Origin of the sequence: Streptomyces sp. DSM 41931 (genome assembly GCF_050271085.1) — a bacterium.
In the GTDB taxonomy this organism is placed as follows: Bacteria; Actinomycetota; Actinomycetes; order Streptomycetales; family Streptomycetaceae; genus Streptomyces; species Streptomyces albogriseolus.
On the sequence record NZ_CP189902.1, the window covers coordinates 3,814,025 to 3,832,369 of the forward strand.

Genomic DNA, 18,345 nt, shown 5'->3' on the forward strand with positions numbered 1-18,345 from the left:
GGACCGCCGGGGCACGGCGGCGACCCGAGGTACGAGGGATGCGGAATGGCCGAGGCGGTCCGGGTCCTGATCGCGGACGACCAGGCGCTGCTGCGCGGGAGCTTCCGGGTCCTCATCGACTCGACTCCCGGCATGGAGACGGTGGGGGAGGCGGGTGACGGCGCCGAGGCCGTCGCGCTCGCCCGCGAACTGACGCCGGACGTCGTCCTGATGGACCTGCGGATGCCCGTCATGGACGGGATCGCCGCCACCCGCGAGATCTGCTCCGACGCGTCGACGGCGGGCGTGCGGGTGCTGGCCCTGACGATGTTCGACATGGACGAGTACGTCTACCCGGCCCTTCAGGCGGGTGCGAGCGGCTTCATGCTGAAGGACGCCTCGCCGGACGACCTGGTCGCGGGCATCCGCGTCATCGCCACCGGCGAGGGCGTGCTGGCCCCCTCGGTCACGCGCCGGGTCATTGCGAACTTCTCCCACCGGGACACGGCCGCCCGGCCGGCCCCCCGGCTCGTCGGACTCACCCGGCGCGAGCAGGAGGTGCTCGTGCTGATCGCCAAGGGGCTGTCGAACCAGGAGATCGCCGGCCACCTGGTGATCAGTCTGCCCACGGTGAAGACCCACGTGAGCAGCCTGCTGTCCAAGCTGAACGCCCGCGACCGCGCCCAGCTGGTCATCGTCGCCTACGAGAGCGGCATCGCCGAGCGCGGAACACCGCCGGCCTGACCCGGGCCCGCGTTCCGGGGTGTCACTTCGCGTCGGCGTAGCACTCCACCACCGCCGTGGTGAACGGGAACCGCACCGGCGTCCGGCCGAACGCGATCCGCCCCGCCTGCTCGGCGGCCTCGCGGATAGCCGCCGTCACCGCATCCGTCTCCTCCTCGGGGCAGTGCACGATCACCTCGTCGTGCTGGAAGAAGACCAGCTCCGCCGCCCTGCCCGTCAGCGCCCGGCGGAGTCCCGCGAGCAGCAGCAGCGCCCAGTCGGCCGCGCTGCCCTGCACCACGAAGTTGCGGGCGAAGCGGCCCCGGGCGCGGGCGTCGGTCGAGGCGTAGCCGGGGGTCCATGCGCGGGCCGTCTCGGAGTCCGGCTCGTCCCGCGCCACCGGAATGCCCGCCTCCTCCGTCGCGTCGTCCGTCGTCCGCGCGGCCGGCGGGCAGGTGCGGCCCAGCCAGGTGCGGACGAGCCGGCCCTCCTCGCCCGCGCGCGCCGCCTCGTCGACGTACGCCACGGCCGTGGGGAAGCGGCGGCGCAGCGCGGCGAGGTTCTTCAGGCCGTCGCCGGAGGTCTGCCCGTACACCGCGCCCAGGACGGCGATCTTGGCGCGGTCGCGGTCGCCGGAGAAGGCGCGCTCGGACACCGCCTGGTAGAGGTCGCTCTCCCGGCCGGCCACCTCCATCAGCCCGGGGTCGCGGGAGATGGCCGCCAGCACCCGCGGTTCCATCTGGTCGGCGTCGGCGACGACGAGCCGCCAGCCCGGGTCGGCGACCGCCGCGCGGCGGATCACCTTGGGGATCTGCAGGGCGCCCCCGCCGTGGGTGACCCAGCGGCCGGTCACCGTGCCGCCCGCGAGGAACTCGGGGCGGAAGCGGCCGTCGCGCACCCAGTCCTGGAGCCAGGACCAGCCGTGGGCGACCCAGATCCGGTACAGCTTCTTGTACTCCAGCAGCGGCTCGACCGCCGGGTGGTCCACCGACCGCAGCTCCCAGCGGCGGGTCGAGGTCACCTTGATCCCGGCCTGCGCGAACGCCTTGATCACGTCGGCCGGGAGGTCGGGCCGGACCCGGCGGCCGAAGGCGGCGGACACCTCGTCGGCCAGCTCGGCCAGCCGGCGCGGCTCGCCGCCGCCCGCGTACCGCTCGCCCAGCAGGTCGTGCAGCAGCGCGCGGTGCACGTCGGCCCGCCAGGGCAGCCCGGCGCGGTTCATCTCGGCGGCGATCAGCATGCCCGCCGACTCGGCCGCGGTCAGCAGCCGCATCCGGTCCGGGTGCGCGGTGGCGTCGGTGCGCCGCTGCTGCTCGGCGTAGACCGCGAGCAGGTCGGTCAGCGGCAGCGGGGCCGCCTGCGGGTCGAACAGCGACGACTGGGCGCCCGGCTCCGCGTGCCGCTGCGGCGGGTCGGGCGGCACGGGTCCGCCGCGCAGCCGGGCCAGCGCGGCCGCGGCCGAACGCGGCTCCCCGTACCGCCCCTCGTGGCCGAGGAGCAGGGTCTCGGCGGCCTCGACGTCGTACGCCCGCTCCACTCGCACCCCCGTGGCGAGCAGACGCGGGTAGACCTCGGCCGTGGACCGCCACACCCACCGGGCGACGCCCGGACGGCTCCGTACGGCCTCGGCGAGGTCCGCCTCGCGCCGCACCGGGCCGGAGGGCAGCCCGTCCGGGCCGAGGGGGGCGACGTCCACGCCACCGTCCTCGGCCGGAGCGAGCGCCCACCGGCCGGCCATGTACGCGAGTGTCGCAGGGGGGTGTGACAACGGCCTGGTGGGAGCGGTCGGGCCGGGGCCGGGTCAGCCTTCCCGCGCCGGCTCGTCCCCCGTGTTCGTCTCCACGTACTGCGCGAGCATCTCGACCACGTACCGCTCGGTGGCGGCCTTGGTGACGCCGAGGCCGCTGAGCACGCCGGCGTTGTTCTCGTGCTCGAGGAGGGCGAGCAGGATGTGCTCGGTGCCGATGTAGTTGTGGCCGAGGCGCAGCGCCTCCCGGAAGGTCAGTTCCAGCACCTTCTTGGCCGCCGAGTTGTACGGCACCAGTTCCGGGGCGTCCTCGACGGCGGGCGGCAGCGCCGCGCGCGCGGCCTCGCGGACCGCGTCCACGGTGACGCCCTGCTCGGTGACCGCCTTGACGGCCAGGCCCTGCGGCTCGGCGAGCAGGCCGAGGACCAGGTGCTCGGGGGCCATCTCGGCGTTGCGGGCGGCCTGCGCCTCGTTGTGCCCCGCCATGATCGTGTTGCGGGCGCGCGGTGTGAAGCGGTCGAAGCCCTGGCTCGGGTCGAGGTCGTTGCCGCCCTGGGGGACGAAGCGCTTCTGGGCGGCCTGCCGGGTGACGCCCATGCTCTTGCCGATGTCGGTCCAGGAGGCGCCGGAGCGGCGGGCCTGGTCGACGAAGTGGCCGATCAGGTGGTCGGCGACGTCGCCGAGGTGCTCGCCGGCGAGCACCGCGTCCTGGAGCTGTTCGAGCGGTTCGTCGTGGACGGTCTTGATGGCCGCGATGAGGTCGTCGAGACGGACGGATGACTTGATGGCGGGGTTCGTCGTCATGTGTCAACCGTAAGTTGACAGTGGAGGGGTGTCAACCCGTAGTTGACACTTACGGGTGACGCGGGGCGGCGTGGCACGATCGGCCCTGTGAGTACGTCCGGCACCGTCGACCGCGCCTTCCGTTCCGCCCTCTACGACACGGGCGACGACACCCTCGACATGGGTGCCTCCCTGCTCGCCGCCGACCCCGCGGCGGACGCCGAACTCGCCCGGCGCGGCGAGGACTTCGTCGCGGCCGCCTGGCAGCGGGGCTGGCAGCCCGCGGACGTCGTCCGGGTGGTGCGGCGGGAGCTGGACGAGACGCATGTGCGTCTGGCCGGCGCGCTGATCCGCGCCCAGGCGCGGCGGGACGGGCGGGCGCGTGGGGCGCGGTGGGAGGCGCAGCTGGAGGAGCTGCCCGAGGCGGAGGGTTTCGCTCCGCGCGGTGACCGGTTCTCGCACGTCACCGCCGTCCTGGAGCTGTACCGGCTGCTGCTGAGGCTGCCCCCGCTGGAGCCGCTCGACGAGGCGGCGGCGCCGTCGCCCGCGGGGCGGGAGCGGAGGCCGGAGTCCCGCATGCTCGGCCGCATCCGGGCGCTGCTGGCGAAGGCCGAGGCGACCGGCTTCCCGGAGGAGGCGGAGGCGCTGAGCGCCAAGGCGCAGGAGCTGATGGCGCGGCACAGCGTCGACGAGGCGCTGCTCGCCGCGCGGGCGCCCGCCGCGGAGGGTCCGGACGCCGTCCGGATCGGCGTGGACCCGCCGTACGAGCAGGCCAAGGCGGTCCTGCTGGACGCGGTGGCCTCGGCGAACCACTGCCAGGCGGTGTGGAACGAGCCGTTCGGCTTCTCCACGGTGGTGGGGTTCGCGCCCGACCTGGAGGCGGTCGAGCTGTTGTTCACCTCGCTGCTGGTGCAGGCGACCACCGCGATGACCAAGGCCGAGGCGGCGCAGCGGGCGGGTGGACGGAAGCGGACGAAGACGTTTCGGCAGTCCTTCCTTGCCGCTTACGCGCATCGGGTGGGGGCGCGGTTGGCGGCTGCCGCGGAGGGGCCGGTGAGTGAGGATCTGCTGCCGGTGCTGGCGTCGCGGGAGGTCGCGGTGGGGGCTCGGGTGGAGCGGCTGTTTCCGTCGACGACGACCACGCGGTTGCGTGGGGTGAGCGATGGGGCGGGATGGGAGGAAGGGGTTCGGGCGGCGGAGGAGGCGGTCACCGCGACGCGGGGGCGGTTGGGGCGGCGCCGCTGACGTGGGGTGCGGTGCGTCGCCGTCCGCGCCCACCCGTGCCCCCAAGAGGCACGACTATCCGCGGACGGCGGACGGCGGACGGCGGACGGCGTAGGGCGGTTACGAGCCCAGGCCCGCCGTGGGCAGCCCCGGCGGCAGGGAGCCGCCCTCTGCCTTCGTGTACGTCTCCTCGCCCGCCCCGCCCTCCCAAGTGACCGTGAGGGACGTTCCGTCGACCGACGTCACCTGTCCCTTCGTGCGGTCGCCGTTGCCCGTCGGGCACTTCAGGGTGATCGTCGCCTCGGCGTCGCCCTTCGCCGTGCCGCTGCACACCGTGCCGCCGGTGGCGAACAGGGCCGCCTCCTCCCCGTTGACCATCAGCACCACCGCCTTGCCGTCCGCGGTGGTGAGCCAGCTGCCCTGGAGCGCGCCGGCCGGGGCGCCCTCGGAGCCGCCCGTGCCGCCGCCGGAGTCCGCGGTGCGGGTGACGGACGGGGTGGGTGCGGCCGAGGAGTCGTCCGAGTCGCCGCCGCCGTCGCCGCACGCCGTCAGCGTCAGCGCACCGGCCAGACCCACGGCCGCGGCCGCCCACCGGGCCCGCCGGGAATGCCCTTCCCGCGGGTGTGCCGGACCCATGTGCTCCACCGAAGCCTCCGTAGTCACCGCTGGTCCCCTCCCTGGCGCCGGCCCGGGCGGCCGGACGACGGTGTCAGCTAACAGGAACCGCCCCGTGCCCGGCCAGAGGTGCGTGACGGACCTCGCACCATCGCCGCCGCCCCGCCCGGAACGCCGCACCGCCCGCCCACCGGAAGCGCACACGAGGGAACACGAACGCCCCCGCGTGCGTCTCTAAGGCAGCGGGGGCTCGGTCAAGCGTCCGTCACAGCGGGCGCCGTGCGACCGGTGAGGCTGTAACCGCCTAGGCACCGTTCGTGCACGTGCATCCGCTCATGCATATGCACGTGAACGCAGCTATGATCCGGGTCAGTTGACCACTGCATCAATGGCCACACCAGCCAGTGCACCAGCGGGGAGCGACCTGTGGACCACGACGTGTACGACGGTGACGGGCACGACGGTGCCGGCGCCCCCGGCGTGTACAACGGCATGGCGGCCACCCGGCTGGACGGTGTGGCCTGGCAGAAGAGCAGGCACAGCAACTCGCAGGGTTCCTGCGTGGAGTTCGCCCGGCTGCCGGGCGGGGAGGTCGCGGTGCGCAACTCCCGCTTCCCCGACGGTCCCGCGCTCGTCTACACCCGCGCGGAGATCGAGGCCATGCTGCTGGGTGTGAAGGACGGCGAGTTCGACCACCTGGTCGCGAGCTGAGGGCAGGAGCGCCGGGACCCGCGGTCCGTCCGGTCCGGGAACAGGGGCCGCGGGCGCGACGGGCGCGACGCGCGTAGACGGGCGGCACGCGCAGGCGCCGCGCGGACATCAGGGCTGCGGGAGCCGGAACAGCGCCCACACCACCTTGCCGCCGAACGCTCCCGCCAGCGGGTGCCAGCCCCAGCTGTCGCTGAAGGAGTCGACCAGGAACAGCCCGCGGCCGGACTCGGCGGAGCAGTCGCCGGACAGGTCCTCCGCGTCCCGGGCGACCGGGCCCTCGTCGCTGGGGTCGCGCACCGCGCACACCAGCCGCCCGGTCCACCGCATCAGGTGCAGCCGCACCGGGGGCTCCGGGGCGGCCAGGTGCGGGGCGTTCGCCGGCAGCGCGTGGCGCAGGGCGTTGGTGACGAGTTCGGAGACCACCAGGCAGACGTCGTCGAACCGGTCGCCGAGGTGCCACTGGTCGAGGGTGCCGCGGGTGAACCGCCGTGCCTCGCGGACCGCTTCGTAGCGGGCGTGCAGGGCGCAGGAGGCGGCGTCGGAGGCGGCCGCGAGGTTCAGCGGCGGAAGGCCCTGCCGTAACGGCTCGAGCATGGTCGATCCATTCGTCCCCATGCGAGGCACTCCCGGGAATTCGCGGTCGTAGCGAGGCGGCGGTGGTGCGGGGACCATGGTTTCGGATGCGCACAGCAGATGCAAGGGCAGATGCACGTGCAGCTGACCGAAATCAGTCCCACCGTACTGGTTTGTTGGGCAATTTTTCCGTCATCCCGGCGTTCTCTCCTGGCTGTTCTCTTGCCCCCTCGTTGCGTCGCGGTGCCCGTTCGGTGCCGCTTCCTGACCGGATCGAGCGGCCGGATTCCGTTTGCGTAACCGGGCGAGTACTGCTCGGAGTGTTTTAGTGGCAGACTGCGGGCCCTGAAGACGTTGGGGAGGCTGTCGAACGTGAGCGCGGGAGAGCCGGGATCGGTGGTGCGGCGCATGCTGCTCGGATCACAACTCAGGCGACTGCGTGAGGCGCGGGGGATCACGCGCGAGGCCGCGGGTTACTCGATCCGCGCCTCCGAATCGAAGATCAGCCGGATGGAGCTGGGCCGGGTGAGCTTCAAGACCAGGGACGTGGAAGACCTGCTGACGCTGTACGGCATCACGGACGAGCAGGAGCGGGCCTCGCTGGTCTCCCTCGCCAAGGAGGCCAACGTGGCGGGCTGGTGGCACAGTTACTCGGACGTCCTGCCCAGCTGGTTCCCCACCTACGTCGGCCTGGAGGGCGCCGCCTCGCTGCTGCGCGCCTACGAGGTGCAGTTCGTGCACGGTCTGCTGCAGACCGAGGAGTACGCCCGCGCGGTGGTGCGGCGCGGCATGAAGAGCGCGAGCGACGCCGACGTGGAGCGCCGGGTGGCGCTGCGCCTGGAGCGGCAGAGGTACCTGGTCGCGGAGAACGCCCCCGAGTTCCACGTGGTGCTCGACGAGGCGGCGCTGCGCCGGCCGTACGGCGACCGCGCGGTGATGCGCGCGCAGCTCCAGCATCTGATCGACGTCTCCGAGCGGCCCAACGTGCGGCTCCAGGTGGTGCCGTTCAGCATGGGCGGGCACTCCGGGGAGTCCGGCGCCTTCACCATCCTCAGCTTCCCCGAGTCCGACCTCTCGGACGTGGTGTACCTGGAGCAGCTCACCAGCGCGCTCTACCTGGACAAGCCCGAGGACGTGGCCCAGTACGAGAAGGCGCTCAAGGAGCTGCAGCACGACAGCCCGGGTCCCGCCGAGAGCCGCGACCTGCTCCGGGGGCTGCTCCAGCTGTCCTGAGGACGCCCTCGACTGTCTCAAGGGGCACCTTCAACTCCCTTGAAACACAAGTACGATGACGTGTGATCACACCACGGTGTGCTGATCGGTTTTCTGCTGACGCAGCGAGGGATCGAGGGATCACATGTCGTCGTACTTCACCGACCTGGCTCAGCAGTACATCGACGGTGAGTGGCGCCCGGGCACCGGTTCCTGGGACATCATCGACTTCAACCCGTACGACGACGAGAAGCTCGCGTCGATCACCATCGCCACGGTCGACGAGGTCGACCAGGCGTACCGGGCGGCCGCCCGCGCGCAGAAGGAGTGGGCGGCCACCAACCCGTACGCTCGCCGCGCGGTGTTCGAGAAGGCGCTCCGGCTGGTCGAGGAGCGCGAGGAGGAGATCGCCGAGGCGATCGTCGCCGAGCTGGGCGGCACCCGTCTGAAGGCGGCCTTCGAGCTGCACCTCGCCAAGGAGTTCCTGCGCGAGTCGGTGCACCTGGCGCTGGCGCCCGAGGGCCGGATCATCCCCTCGCCTGTGGACGGCAAGGAGAACCGCGTCTACCGCGAGCCGGTCGGCGTGGTCGGCGTGATCAGCCCGTTCAACTTCCCCTTCCTGCTGTCGCTGAAGTCCGTCGCCCCCGCGCTCGCACTGGGCAACGGCGTGGTGCTCAAGCCGCACCAGAACACGCCGATCGTCGGCGGCTCCCTGGTCGCGAAGATCCTCGAGGACGCGGGGCTGCCCGCCGGGCTGCTCAACGTCGTGATCACCGACATCGCGGAGATAGGCGACGCCTTCATCGAGCACCCGATTCCGAAGGTCATCTCCTTCACCGGCTCCGACCAGGTCGGCCGGCACGTCGCGACCGTCTGCGCCTCCCTCTTCAAGCGCGCGGTCCTGGAACTGGGCGGCAACAGCGCCCTGGTGGTGCTGGACGACGCCGACGTGGACTACGCCGTGGACGCGGCCGTGTTCAGCCGGTACGTCCACCAGGGCCAGGTCTGCATGGCCGCCAACCGCATCCTGGTCGACCGGGCGGTGGCCGACGAGTTCACCGAGAAGTTCGTCGCCAAGGTGCTCACGCTCAAGGCCGGCGACCCGCGCGACCCGGAGACCGTCATCGGCCCGGTGATCAACGCCCGGCAGGCGGACGCCCTCACCGGCGTCGTCGAGCAGGCCCTCGCCGAGGGCGCCACCGCCCTGGTGCACGGCGCGCGCCGCGACAACCTGGTCGAGCCGTCCGTCGTCACCGGGCTGCCCGCAGGCTCCGCCCTGCTGCGGCAGGAGGTCTTCGGTCCCGTCGCCTTCCTCGTCCCGTTCGACGGCGAGGAGGAAGCGGTGCGCCTGGTGAACGACACCCCCTACGGGCTCAGCGGCGCCGTGCACACCGGGGACGTCGAGCGGGGCGTCAGGTTCGCCAAGCGGATCGACACCGGGATGTTCCACGTCAACGACGGCACCGTGCACGACGAGCCGATCGTCCCCTTCGGCGGCGAGAAGCACTCGGGCGTGGGCCGGCTGAACGGCGACACCATGCTGGACGCCTTCACCACCACCAAGTGGATCTCGGTGCAGCACGGCCGCAGCGGCTTCCCGTTCTGAGCCGTCCGGTGCACACCCGCAGGCCGCTCCCGGCGCCGTCCGGGCGCGGCCTACGCTGGTCGGCATGTCAGTGATCCGTCTTCTCGTGCTCGGTGCGGTGCGCCAGCATGGGCGGGCCCACGGTTACCAGGTGCGCAACGACCTGGAGTACTGGGGCGCGCACGAGTGGTCCAACGCCAAGCCCGGCTCGATCTACCACGCGCTGAAGCAGATGGCCAAGCAGGGGCTGCTCGTCGCGCACGAGACCGCCCCCTCCACGGCCGGCGGCCCGCCGCGCACCGAGTACGAGGTCACCGAGCAGGGCACCGAGGAGTACTTCCGGCTGCTGCGCGAGGCGCTGACCTCCTACGACCAGAAGCCGGACGTGTTCTCGGCCGGGCTCGGCCTGATGGTCGACCTGGAGCGCGAGGAGGCCCTGGCCCTGCTGGAGCGGCGGCTGGCGTCGATCGAGGAGTGGCGCAAGGCGGTCACGGAGTACTACGTCCCGGAGGACGGGCCCGGTCAGCTCGGGCACATCGGCGAGATCATGGACTTCTGGGTCCACTCGGCGGACACCGGGGCCGCGTGGACGCGCGGTCTCGTCACGCGCATCCGGGGTGGCGCCTACACCTTCGCCGGCGAGGGCGAGCCGTTCGTCGGCGTGCTCGCCGAGGGTGAGGAGAATCCGTTCGCCACGGGGCAGCGGAATACGCCGGATCTCGAGTAATCAAGTTTGACGAGTGAGCGTCGCGGGTACTACGGTGTCCGGCACTAGTCAAGTTTGACTAATGAAGGGGGCTTCAGTGTCCGACGCGGCGATCACCGTCGAGGAAGCACGTAAGACGTACCGGGGAGCCAAGGGATCGGGCACGGCCGCACTGGACGGACTCGACCTCACGGTCGCCCGCGGCACGGTCCACGCGGTGCTCGGGCCGAACGGCGCGGGCAAGACCACCCTCGTCCGGGTCCTGGCCACCCTGCTCCGCCCCGACTCCGGCCGGGTCGTGGTGGCGGGACACGACGTGGTCCGCGAGGCGTACCAGGTGCGCCTGCGGATCGGCCTGCTCGGCCAGCACGCGGCGCTCGACGAGGAACTCGGCGGCCGGCAGAACCTCGAACTGTTCGGCCGCCTCTACCACCTGGGCGCCCGGCGGGCCCGCGCCCGGGCGGACGAACTCCTGGAGCGCTTCGGGCTCTCCGACACCGGAGCGAAGGCGGTGGGGCAGTACAGCGGCGGCATGCGGCGCCGGCTCGACCTCGCCGCCTCCCTGATCACCGAACCGGAGGTGCTCTTCCTGGACGAACCGACCACCGGACTCGACCCGCGCGGCCGCGCGGAGGTGTGGGACGCGGTGCGCTCCCTGGTCGGCGGCGGGACGACGGTCCTGCTCACCACCCAGTACCTGGAGGAGGCCGACCAACTGGCCGACCGGGTGTCGATGGTGGACTCCGGCCGGGTCGTCGCGGACGGCACGGTGGACGAGCTCAAGACGGCCACCGGCGGCGACCGCATCGACATCGTGCTGCGCGACGCCGGACAGCTGGAGGCGGCAGCGGCCCTGCTGCCCGCAGCGCGGGACACGGTCACCGTGGACGCCGACCGGCGGCTGCTGAGCGCGCCGGTCACCGACCGCATGGCGGCCCTCACGGCCGTGGTGCGCGCCCTGCAGGAGGCCGGCGTCGAGGCCGAGGACGTCGCCCTGCGCAGGCCCACGCTCGACGAGGTGTTCCTGCACCTCACCGGGCGCGACGAGCGAGTGAAGGAGGCAGCATGACCAGCATGGCGTACGCCCTGACCGACGCCTGGACCATGACCCGCAGGGAGCTGGCCCGCTGGGGACGGCAGCCGGCCCCGGTGGTGGTGAACCTGGTCTTCCCGGTGATGCTGCTGCTGATGTTCGGCTACCTCATCGGCGGCGGGCGGGGGGTGAACGGCGACTACCTCGACTACCTGCTGCCGGGGATGCTCGCGCTCAGCATGGCCTTCGGCCTGGAGGGCACGATGATCGCCGTCACCCAGGACATGAACAAGGGGGTCGTCGACCGCTTCCGGTCCATGCCGATGGCCGACGGCGCGGTGCTGGTGGGCCGCGCCGCCGCCGACATGCTCCAGTCGGTGCTCGCCCTCGTGGTGCTGCTCGGTGTGGCCACCGCGCTCGGCTGGCGCACGCACGCAGGACCGGCCGCGTTCCTGGGCGCGGTGGGACTGCTCCTGCTGCTCCGGTTCGCGATGCTGTGGGTCGGCATCCACCTGGCGCTGGTGGCGGGCAAGCCGGAGATGGTGCAGGCGGTGCAGATCCTGGTCTGGCCGTTCGGCTTCCTGTCCACCGTCTTCGCCACCCCTGAGTCCATGCCCGGCTGGCTCGCGACGGTCGTGCAGTGGAACCCGATCTCCCACACGGCCGCGGCCGTACGGGACCTGTTCGGCGCGCCGGGAGCGGAGTCGGGGCACGTGGGGGCCGCGGTCCTCTGGCCCCTCGCCCTGCTCGCGGTGTTCTTCCCGCTGGCGGTGCGGCGGTTCGCCCGGCTGAGCAGGTAGGACGCGCGTGGTCCGGCTCCCGTGCGGACGGGAGCCGGACCACGGGCCGCCGGGCACGCGCCCGGCTCAGTGGTGGAACCCGGTCGCCGCGTCCCGGTCCCGGGTGAGCGGGTGCGACTGGCTCCTCAGCTCGGGCAGCAGCCGGGTCAGGTCCTCGGCGAACAGGTCGGCGAGGTCCTCGGAGAAGCCGTTGCGGCACACCACCCGCAGCACCGCGAGGTCCTGACGGTTCGCCGGGAACGTGTACGCGGGCACCAGCCAGCCGTTCTCCCGCAGCCGCCGCGCCACGTCGAACACGTCGAACGCCGTCACGTCCGGCGCGGTGGTGAAGGCGAACACCGGCAGCTCGTCGCCCCGGGTGAGCAGCCGGAAGTCGCCGAGCGCGCCGATCCGCGCGGACAGTCCCGTGGCCACGTCCCGCGCGGCCTGCTGCACCGCGCGGTAGCCGTCCCGGCCGAGCCGCAGGAAGGAGTAGTACTGCGCCACCACCTGGGCGCCCGGCCGGGAGAAGTTCAGCGCGAAGGTGGGCAGCTCGCCGCCCAGGTAGTTCACCCGGAAGACCAGCTCCTCGGGCAGCGCCGCCGCGTCCCGCCACAGCACCCAGCCCACTCCGGGGTACACCAGCCCGTACTTGTGCCCCGAGGTGTTGACGGACGCCACCCGCTCCAGGCGGAAGTCCCACACCAGGTCCTCGTCGAGGAACGGCGCGATCATCGCCCCGGACGCCCCGTCGACGTGCACCGGGACGTCCAGGCCGGTGCGCTCCTGGAGGTCGTCCAGGGCCGCGCACAGCTCGGCGACCGGCTCGTAGGACCCGTCGAAGGTGGAGCCGAGGATGCCGACGGCCCCGATGGTGTTCTCGTCGCACAGCTCCGCGGCGGCCGCCGGGTCGAGGTGGAACCGGTCCCCCTCCATGGGCACCTGACGGGGCTCCACCTCCCAGAAGGTGCAGAACTTGTCCCAGCAGACCTGGACGTTGACGCCCATCACCAGGTTGGGGCGGGCCTCCCGCGAGGGGTAGCGGCCGGCGTTGCGCAGCGCCCAGCGCCGCTTCAGGGCCAGTCCCGCCAGCATGCACGCCTCGCTGGACCCGGTGGTCGAACAGCCCACGGCCCCGGCCGGGTCGGGCGCGTTCCACAGGTCGGCGAGCATCGCCACGCAGCGGCGCTCCAGTTCGGCGGTGCGCGGGTACTCGTCCTTGTCGATCATGTTCTTGTCGCGGCACTCCGCCATCAGCAGCCCGGCCTCGGGCTCCATCCAGGTGGTGACGAAGGTGGCCAGGTTCAGCCGGGCGTTGCCGTCCAGCATCAGCTCGTCGTGCACCAGCTGGTACGCCGTCGACGGGGCCATGGGTCCGTCCGGCAGCCGGTGCCTGGGCGGCGCCTCGGTCATCCCCCCGACCGGGTTGGCGGGCCCCAGGAAGGGGTTGACGGACATCGGGCGCCCACCGGCCGGCCGGCCAGGGTGCAGAGGCATGGGTCCTCCGTAGGGGTCGGGCGGCCCGGAGCCGGGCCGCCGGGGGAGCGGGTCACCTGACGGCCGTCCCGTCCGGCCGCAGTTGCATCTGCGGGCGGCCGGTGACCAGCAGCCAGGCGGGGAGGGAGGCGAGGCAGAGCAGGGTGAGCATGCCGGGGGAGGCGACCAGGACGGCGGCGACGAACAGGCTCACCCAGCCCTGCCGGGTGACGGCCAGCAGCACGCCAAGCACACCCGCCGACACCCCGACGGCCGGATGCACCCCGGGCACCAGCGCGTGCGCGCACAGGCCGAGCGCGGTCCCCACGAACACCGACGGGAAGATCCGCCCGCCACGGAAGCCGCAGGAGGCGGCGACCAGCATCGCGGCCAGCTTCACCACCGTCATCACGGCGAACTCGCCGGCCGTCCAGCCGTCGGGGTCGGCGGCCAGTTCGGCGATCTCGTCGAGCCCCTTGAACAGGGTGAGCTGCCCGCCCAGGGCCGCGAGGGCGCCCAGGACCACGCCGCCGGCCGGGAGCATCAGCATCGGGTGCCGCAGCCGCCGGAACGCGCCGTGCACGTACGGGAAGGCGTACACGGCGCCCATGCCGAGCAGCGCACCGGCCGAGGCCACCACGAGCGACGCCAGCAGATCGGCCCAGCCGGGCTGCCCGAACGGCGGCAGGTGCAGGTCGAAGCTCGGGTCCGACACCAGCGTGGTGGTCAGCGCCCCCGCCCCGGCGGCGGCCAGCGGCGCGAACAGGCTGTCCCACAGCTTCCCCTTGACGCGCTGCCCGGCCAGCGCCTCGGAGATCACCAGCGCGGCGGCGACCGGCGTGCCGAACAGCGCGCCGATGGTCCCCGCCTCGGCGAGGGCCACCCAGCCCCGCCGGGCCGTCGCCGGGAAGGCGCGGGCGCCGAACCACACCGCCAGCGAGACGTTCACGGCGATGACCGGGTTCTCCGGTCCCAGACTGGGCCCGCCGGCCAGGACCAGCGCGGTCACCAGCAGCAGCCCGGGCAGCACCGCGGGCGGCAGCACCGGCGCCTCCAGACCGGTGGTCGCCGGGTCGGGGCCCGCGTGCCCGGGCACCTTCCACACCACCAGCCCGACCGCGGCACCGGTGGCGGTCAGCATCGCGAACATCCACGCCACGGAGTAACGGCCGACGCCGAGGGCGTCCGGCAGGTCCTGCCAGAGCGCGTGCTGCAGTTCCCCGGCGGCCGCGCTCACCCCCAGCAGGACCAGGCTCGTCACCACGCCGACCAGCAGCGCGGGCACGACGGTCGGCAGGAGGGCGCGGGCCGAGGCGGCGGGGGCGGCGCCGGGCGCCGGCTGCGTGCTGTCCTGGACCACGCGCACACGATAAGCGGACGAAAGGGATAAACCGGGAACCCGCTTGCACCTCACGTGGCGTGAGGACCCAGGCTGGAGCACGCAACGGAAAGGAGCGGACGTGAGCTGGTCCGTGGGACAGGTGGCCGGTTTCGCCGGGGTCACGGTGCGCACCCTGCACCACTACGACGCCATCGGCCTGCTCGTGCCGAGCGCACGCAGCCACGCGGGGCACCGGCGGTACGACGACGCCGACCTCGACAGGCTGCAGCAGATCCTGTTCTACCGCGAGCTCGGCTTTCCGCTCGAGGAGGTCGCCGCGCTGCTCGACGACCCGGACGCGGACCCGCGTGCGCATCTGCGCCGCCAGCACGGACTGCTGACCGCCCGGATCGAGAGGCTGCAGAAGATGGCGGCGGCCGTGGAACAGGCCATGGAGGCACGCACGATGGGGATCAACCTGACACCCGAGGAGAAGTTCGAGGTCTTCGGCGACTTCGATCCGGACCAGTACCAGGAGGAGGTCCAGGAGCGCTGGGGCGACACCGACGCCTACCGCCAGTCGCGGGAGAGGACGGCCTCCTACACCAAGGAGGACTGGCAGCGGATCCAGCGCGAGGCAGACGAGCTGACCCGGCGGTTCGTCGCCCTGATGGAGGCGGGCGAGCCGGCGGACTCGGAGGCGGCGATGGACGTCGCCGAGGACCACCGGCAGGGCATCGCGCGCAACCACTACGACTGCGGCTACGAGATGCACACCTGCCTGGGCGAGATGTACGTCAACGACGAGCGGTTCACGCGCACCATCGACCAGGCCAGGCCGGGGCTGGCCGCGTACATGCGGGACGCGATCCTCGCCAACGCCGTACGGCACACCGCCTGAGCGGTCGTGGCCCGGCCGTTTCCGGGCCACGACCAGCGGTGACTTGCTTCCGGCGCCGGCTCGCGGCTTTCCCCGGGGCGGGGCACAGTGCATCCTGGGTACCCCCGCGGAACCTGGGCTTCGACGGCTGCGTTCATAATTTGGGCAGCCAGCCCCGCCCTTGACCCCCAGCTGCAGGAGCCACATCCCCGTGACCACGCTTGCGCTCGGCCCCGAGTGGCTGAGCCCGGACTACCTCATCGAGACCTTCAGCCTTCCCGGCATCCTGCTGATCGTCTTCGCGGAATCCGGACTCTTCGCGTTCCTGCCCGGCGACTCCCTGCTGTTCACGGCGGGTCTCTTCGTGGCCGAGGGCACCTACATCAGCCAGCCCTTGTGGCTCGTCTGCACGCTGATCGTGCTCGCCGCCGTGATCGGCGACCAGGTCGGCTACATGATCGGCAAGACCCTCGGGCCCCGGCTGTTCAACCGGCCCAACTCCAAGCTCTTCAAACAGGAGAACCTGGAGAAGGCCCACGAGTTCATGGAGAAGTACGGTCCCAAGGCGATCGTCCTGGCCCGCTTCGTGCCCATCGTGCGGACCTTCGCGCCCATCGTGGCCGGCGCCGGCCGGATGAAGTACCGCACGTTCCTCACGTACAACGTCATCGGTGGCATCGCCTGGGGCACGGGCGTCACCCTCGCCGGCTACTGGCTCGGCCAGATCTCCTTCATCAAGGAGAACGTCGAGGCGATCCTCATCCTGATCGTTTTCCTCTCCGTGGTGCCGATCCTCGTCGAGTACCTGCGCGAGCGCGGCAAGAAGAAGCGCGCCGCCGCCGAGGCCCCGGCCGCCCCGCAGTACGCCCAGCCGCCGGTCATGGACGACGCCACCACCCAGCTGCGCCGCGTCACCCCGGCCGCCGCGCCCCAGCAGCCCCGCCCGCAGCACTACGGCGGCCAGGGCGGCCACCCCCAGCAGCAGCCCCGCCCGCCCTACGGCGGCAACCCGAACGGCTACCCGCAGCAGCAGCCCCGTCAGCAGCCGTACGGGAACGACCAGCCCTACGACCCGCGGCAGCAGCCGTACGGGAACGACCAGCAGCAGTACAACCGGCAGCAGTACGACAACCAGCAGCAGCCGTACAACGGCGGCTACTGAGCCGGGGCCGGGCGGCGACCGCGGGCCAGGGGCCAGCCCTCAGAAGCCCCGCGTCCGCTTCGCCGCCCGGCGCTTCTCCGCGGAGCCGATCCGCAGGAACAGCCGGGAGATCTCCGAACCGAGGTTCACCCCGATCGCGATGGCCATCGCCAGCGCCACCGCCTTGGTGAGCGACGTCAGACCCGAGTCGACCTCGTTCTGCGCGATGCCCAGCAGACCGAAGTACGTGGCGGAACCGGGCAGCAGCGGGCCGATCGCGGCCGTGGTGTACGGCAGCGCGGACGCGAACCGATAGCGGGCCAGCAGCTGCCCGAACAGGCCGACCACCCCGGCCGCCACCGCCGTGGACGCCACCGGCGAGATGTCGCCCGTGTAGTGCATCGCCCCGTACACCACCCAGGCGACCCCGCCGTTCAGCGTCACCACCAGCACGGTGGACCGCTCCTGCTGGAGCAGCACGGCGAACGCGAGCGACAGCCCCAGGGACGCGGCGATCTGGAGCACCGGCTGCGGGTCCCCGACGAGGGCCGCGTCCGGGACCAGATTGGCGCCGAGCTGCACGCCGAAGTACAGCACCGTCAGCACGCCGATCACGATGCCGACGAAGAAGTACAGCACCTCCAGCAGACGTGCGGACGCCGTGATGTAGAAGCCGGTCAGACCGTCCTGTACGCCCGCCACCAGCGCCCGTCCGGGCAGCAGGGCGAACAGCCCACCGGTGATCACCGCGGACGCCTTCACGTCCGCGTGCGCCAGGGTCAGCGCCACCCCGATCGCGGCCGGCGGCGTCGCGGCCACCGTGAACTGGTAGAACTCCGGCAGCCCGCGCCCGGCGCACAGCCAGGCCAGCCGGTCGCCGAGCATGGCGCCGACCGCCGCCGCGACGAACACCAGCAGACCACCGCCGACCAGTACCGAGGCGGAGCCGGCGAGCAGCCCGCTCGCGGCCGTCAGCGCCCAGCCCGGATAGGGGTGCCGGTTACGGCGGATCTCCGCCAGCCTCCGGTACGCCTCCTCCAGGGAGACATGGGTCTCGTCGTCGCTGAGGTCGTCCACCAGCTGGTAGACGGCCGCCAGCCGGGTGTAGTCGGGGCTGCGGCGGCGCACCGTGCGGGAGGCGGTCACCGGGTCGTCGACCAGGGACGGCTGGTAGGAGACGGCGAGCAGGGTGAAGGTGACGTTGGGCTCGCAGCGGTCCAGGCCGTAGGCGCGGCACACGGCGAACATCGCCGCCTCCACGTCCTCGGCGCCCTCACCGCCGGCCAGCAGCAGCTCCCCGATACGCAGGCTCAGGTCCAGCACGCGCGGCACCGCCGGGCCGGACTCGTCGTGCCGCTGCACCGGCTCCGGGGCGGGCCGCTCGGTCACCGGCATGCGCAGCATCGTGCGCATCCGGTCCTGCCAGGGCACGTCCTTGGTCAGCCGGACCAGCGGGACACCGGTCGGCGGGGTGAAGGCGGCGGCCTGCCGGGCGCTGTACGTCCGCGGTGTGCTGAACGCCGAGCCCTCCGGCTCGTGCGCCGGGGGCGGGGCGACGTCCAGACCGTCCGGAAGGGCGAATTCCGAGGTGGTCTCGGACTCCGTTCCCGGCTTCGGCACGGCCAGCCCGTCGGGCACCGCGAACTCGGACGTCGTCGACGACTCGCTGTCGGCCGGCGCCATGAGACCGGAAGGATGTACGAAGGCGCTCCTCGCCTCGTCCGACTGCGGCTTGCGGTCCTCCGCGTCCGTCACGTGCCTTGCTCTCCCTGCTGACGACACCGTCCTTCAGTGTGCCCCCTGTCGCGCGGTGTGCGCACGCAGCGCGACGACGGGCCGCACGCCAGTGCGTGCGGC

General features: G+C 72.6%; 17 protein-coding genes. 10 read left to right on the forward strand and 7 right to left on the reverse strand.

Going from position 1 to position 18,345, the window contains the following annotated elements:
- Window positions 1-45 precede the first annotated feature (45 nt).
- Window positions 46-723 carry a response regulator gene (locus ACP7TJ_RS17760; RefSeq protein ID WP_093764561.1) on the forward strand — a complete coding sequence of 226 codons (678 nt, stop codon included), beginning with the start codon at window positions 46-48 and terminating at the stop codon, window positions 721-723.
- A gap of 22 nt (window positions 724-745) precedes the next feature.
- Here the strand turns inward: ACP7TJ_RS17760 and ACP7TJ_RS17765 are convergent, their stop codons facing one another.
- Both ACP7TJ_RS17765 and ACP7TJ_RS17770 read right to left on the reverse strand, forming a co-directional pair.
- A complete protein-coding gene (locus ACP7TJ_RS17765; protein WP_266399396.1) occupies window positions 746-2,440 on the reverse strand; it encodes a bifunctional 3'-5' exonuclease/DNA polymerase in 1,695 nt (564 codons plus the stop codon).
- 63 nt (window positions 2,441-2,503) lie between these two features.
- A complete protein-coding gene (locus ACP7TJ_RS17770) occupies window positions 2,504-3,253 on the reverse strand; it encodes a Clp protease N-terminal domain-containing protein (protein ID WP_093764563.1) in 750 nt (249 codons plus the stop codon).
- 87 nt (window positions 3,254-3,340) lie between these two features.
- Here ACP7TJ_RS17770 and ACP7TJ_RS17775 point away from each other — a divergent pair, with 87 nt between their 5' ends.
- Complete coding sequence (locus ACP7TJ_RS17775) at window positions 3,341-4,477, forward strand: DUF2786 domain-containing protein (RefSeq protein WP_427763815.1); 1,137 nt, start codon at window positions 3,341-3,343, stop codon at window positions 4,475-4,477.
- 99 nt (window positions 4,478-4,576) lie between these two features.
- Here the strand turns inward: ACP7TJ_RS17775 and ACP7TJ_RS17780 are convergent, their stop codons facing one another.
- A complete protein-coding gene (locus tag ACP7TJ_RS17780; protein WP_427767390.1) occupies window positions 4,577-5,092 on the reverse strand; it encodes a hypothetical protein in 516 nt (171 codons plus the stop codon).
- 405 nt (window positions 5,093-5,497) lie between these two features.
- Here ACP7TJ_RS17780 and ACP7TJ_RS17785 point away from each other — a divergent pair, with 405 nt between their 5' ends.
- The gene (locus tag ACP7TJ_RS17785) at window positions 5,498-5,782 is read left to right on the forward strand and encodes a DUF397 domain-containing protein (RefSeq protein WP_093764565.1); all 285 of its coding nucleotides are present in this window, start codon (window positions 5,498-5,500) and stop codon (window positions 5,780-5,782) included.
- Between the two features lie 108 nt (window positions 5,783-5,890).
- Here ACP7TJ_RS17785 and ACP7TJ_RS17790 read toward each other — a convergent pair whose 3' ends face one another.
- Window positions 5,891-6,376 carry an ATP-binding protein gene (locus tag ACP7TJ_RS17790; RefSeq protein ID WP_427763819.1) on the reverse strand — a complete coding sequence of 162 codons (486 nt, stop codon included), beginning with the start codon at window positions 6,374-6,376 and terminating at the stop codon, window positions 5,891-5,893.
- A gap of 387 nt (window positions 6,377-6,763) precedes the next feature.
- Here ACP7TJ_RS17790 and ACP7TJ_RS17795 point away from each other — a divergent pair, with 387 nt between their 5' ends.
- The 5 genes from ACP7TJ_RS17795 to ACP7TJ_RS17815 all read left to right on the forward strand — a co-directional run bounded on the left by ACP7TJ_RS17795 (window position 6,764) and on the right by ACP7TJ_RS17815 (window position 11,691).
- Window positions 6,764-7,588 carry a helix-turn-helix domain-containing protein gene (locus tag ACP7TJ_RS17795; protein ID WP_093764668.1) on the forward strand — a complete coding sequence of 275 codons (825 nt, stop codon included), beginning with the start codon at window positions 6,764-6,766 and terminating at the stop codon, window positions 7,586-7,588.
- A gap of 124 nt (window positions 7,589-7,712) precedes the next feature.
- Window positions 7,713-9,173: an aldehyde dehydrogenase family protein gene (locus ACP7TJ_RS17800; RefSeq protein WP_427763822.1), complete on the forward strand. Its 1,461-nt coding sequence runs from the start codon at window positions 7,713-7,715 to the stop codon at window positions 9,171-9,173.
- Window positions 9,174-9,237: 64 nt separating this feature from the next.
- Window positions 9,238-9,879, forward strand: coding sequence for a PadR family transcriptional regulator (locus ACP7TJ_RS17805; RefSeq protein ID WP_189911068.1), 642 nt, complete (start codon window positions 9,238-9,240; stop codon window positions 9,877-9,879).
- Window positions 9,880-9,955: 76 nt separating this feature from the next.
- On the forward strand, window positions 9,956-10,927 hold the full coding sequence (locus tag ACP7TJ_RS17810) for an ATP-binding cassette domain-containing protein (protein ID WP_176710661.1): 972 nt from the start codon (window positions 9,956-9,958) through the stop codon (window positions 10,925-10,927).
- Window positions 10,924-11,691 (forward strand): ABC transporter permease, encoded by a 768-nt coding sequence (locus ACP7TJ_RS17815; protein WP_093764570.1) that lies wholly within the window; start codon window positions 10,924-10,926, stop codon window positions 11,689-11,691. The genes ACP7TJ_RS17810 and ACP7TJ_RS17815 overlap by 4 nt, the downstream gene beginning before the upstream one ends.
- Window positions 11,692-11,757: 66 nt before the next feature.
- Here the strand turns inward: ACP7TJ_RS17815 and ACP7TJ_RS17820 are convergent, their stop codons facing one another.
- A complete protein-coding gene (locus ACP7TJ_RS17820) occupies window positions 11,758-13,167 on the reverse strand; it encodes a glutamate decarboxylase (protein WP_093764571.1) in 1,410 nt (469 codons plus the stop codon).
- A 52-nt stretch (window positions 13,168-13,219) separates the two neighbouring features.
- The gene (locus ACP7TJ_RS17825; RefSeq protein ID WP_093764572.1) at window positions 13,220-14,506 is read right to left on the reverse strand and encodes an ion channel protein; all 1,287 of its coding nucleotides are present in this window, start codon (window positions 14,504-14,506) and stop codon (window positions 13,220-13,222) included.
- 100 nt (window positions 14,507-14,606) lie between these two features.
- On the opposite strand from ACP7TJ_RS17825, the gene ACP7TJ_RS17830 reads away from it, so the two are divergent.
- On the forward strand, window positions 14,607-15,368 hold the full coding sequence (locus ACP7TJ_RS17830; protein ID WP_093764573.1) for a MerR family transcriptional regulator: 762 nt from the start codon (window positions 14,607-14,609) through the stop codon (window positions 15,366-15,368).
- 190 nt (window positions 15,369-15,558) lie between these two features.
- On the forward strand, window positions 15,559-16,509 hold the full coding sequence (locus tag ACP7TJ_RS17835; protein ID WP_093764574.1) for a DedA family protein: 951 nt from the start codon (window positions 15,559-15,561) through the stop codon (window positions 16,507-16,509).
- 39 nt (window positions 16,510-16,548) lie between these two features.
- Here the strand turns inward: ACP7TJ_RS17835 and ACP7TJ_RS17840 are convergent, their stop codons facing one another.
- On the reverse strand, window positions 16,549-18,243 hold the full coding sequence (locus ACP7TJ_RS17840; RefSeq protein ID WP_093764575.1) for a threonine/serine ThrE exporter family protein: 1,695 nt from the start codon (window positions 18,241-18,243) through the stop codon (window positions 16,549-16,551).
- Window positions 18,244-18,345 lie beyond the last annotated feature (102 nt).

Bases quoted from the DNA above. Each gene is read 5' to 3' on its own strand.
- ACP7TJ_RS17760 (WP_093764561.1), top strand. From the start codon at position 46: ATGGCCGAGGCGGTCCGGGTCCTGATCGCGGACGACCAGGCGCTGCTG.
- ACP7TJ_RS17765 (WP_266399396.1), bottom strand. From the start codon at position 2,440: ATGGCCGGCCGGTGGGCGCTCGCTCCGGCCGAGGACGGTGGCGTGGAC.
- ACP7TJ_RS17770 (WP_093764563.1), bottom strand. From the start codon at position 3,253: ATGACGACGAACCCCGCCATCAAGTCATCCGTCCGTCTCGACGACCTC.
- ACP7TJ_RS17780 (WP_427767390.1), bottom strand. From the start codon at position 5,092: ATGGGTCCGGCACACCCGCGGGAAGGGCATTCCCGGCGGGCCCGGTGG.
- ACP7TJ_RS17790 (WP_427763819.1), bottom strand. From the start codon at position 6,376: ATGCTCGAGCCGTTACGGCAGGGCCTTCCGCCGCTGAACCTCGCGGCC.
- ACP7TJ_RS17795 (WP_093764668.1), top strand. From the start codon at position 6,764: ATGCTGCTCGGATCACAACTCAGGCGACTGCGTGAGGCGCGGGGGATC.
- ACP7TJ_RS17800 (WP_427763822.1), top strand. From the start codon at position 7,713: ATGTCGTCGTACTTCACCGACCTGGCTCAGCAGTACATCGACGGTGAG.
- ACP7TJ_RS17805 (WP_189911068.1), top strand. From the start codon at position 9,238: ATGTCAGTGATCCGTCTTCTCGTGCTCGGTGCGGTGCGCCAGCATGGG.
- ACP7TJ_RS17815 (WP_093764570.1), top strand. From the start codon at position 10,924: ATGACCAGCATGGCGTACGCCCTGACCGACGCCTGGACCATGACCCGC.
- ACP7TJ_RS17820 (WP_093764571.1), bottom strand. From the start codon at position 13,167: ATGCCTCTGCACCCTGGCCGGCCGGCCGGTGGGCGCCCGATGTCCGTC.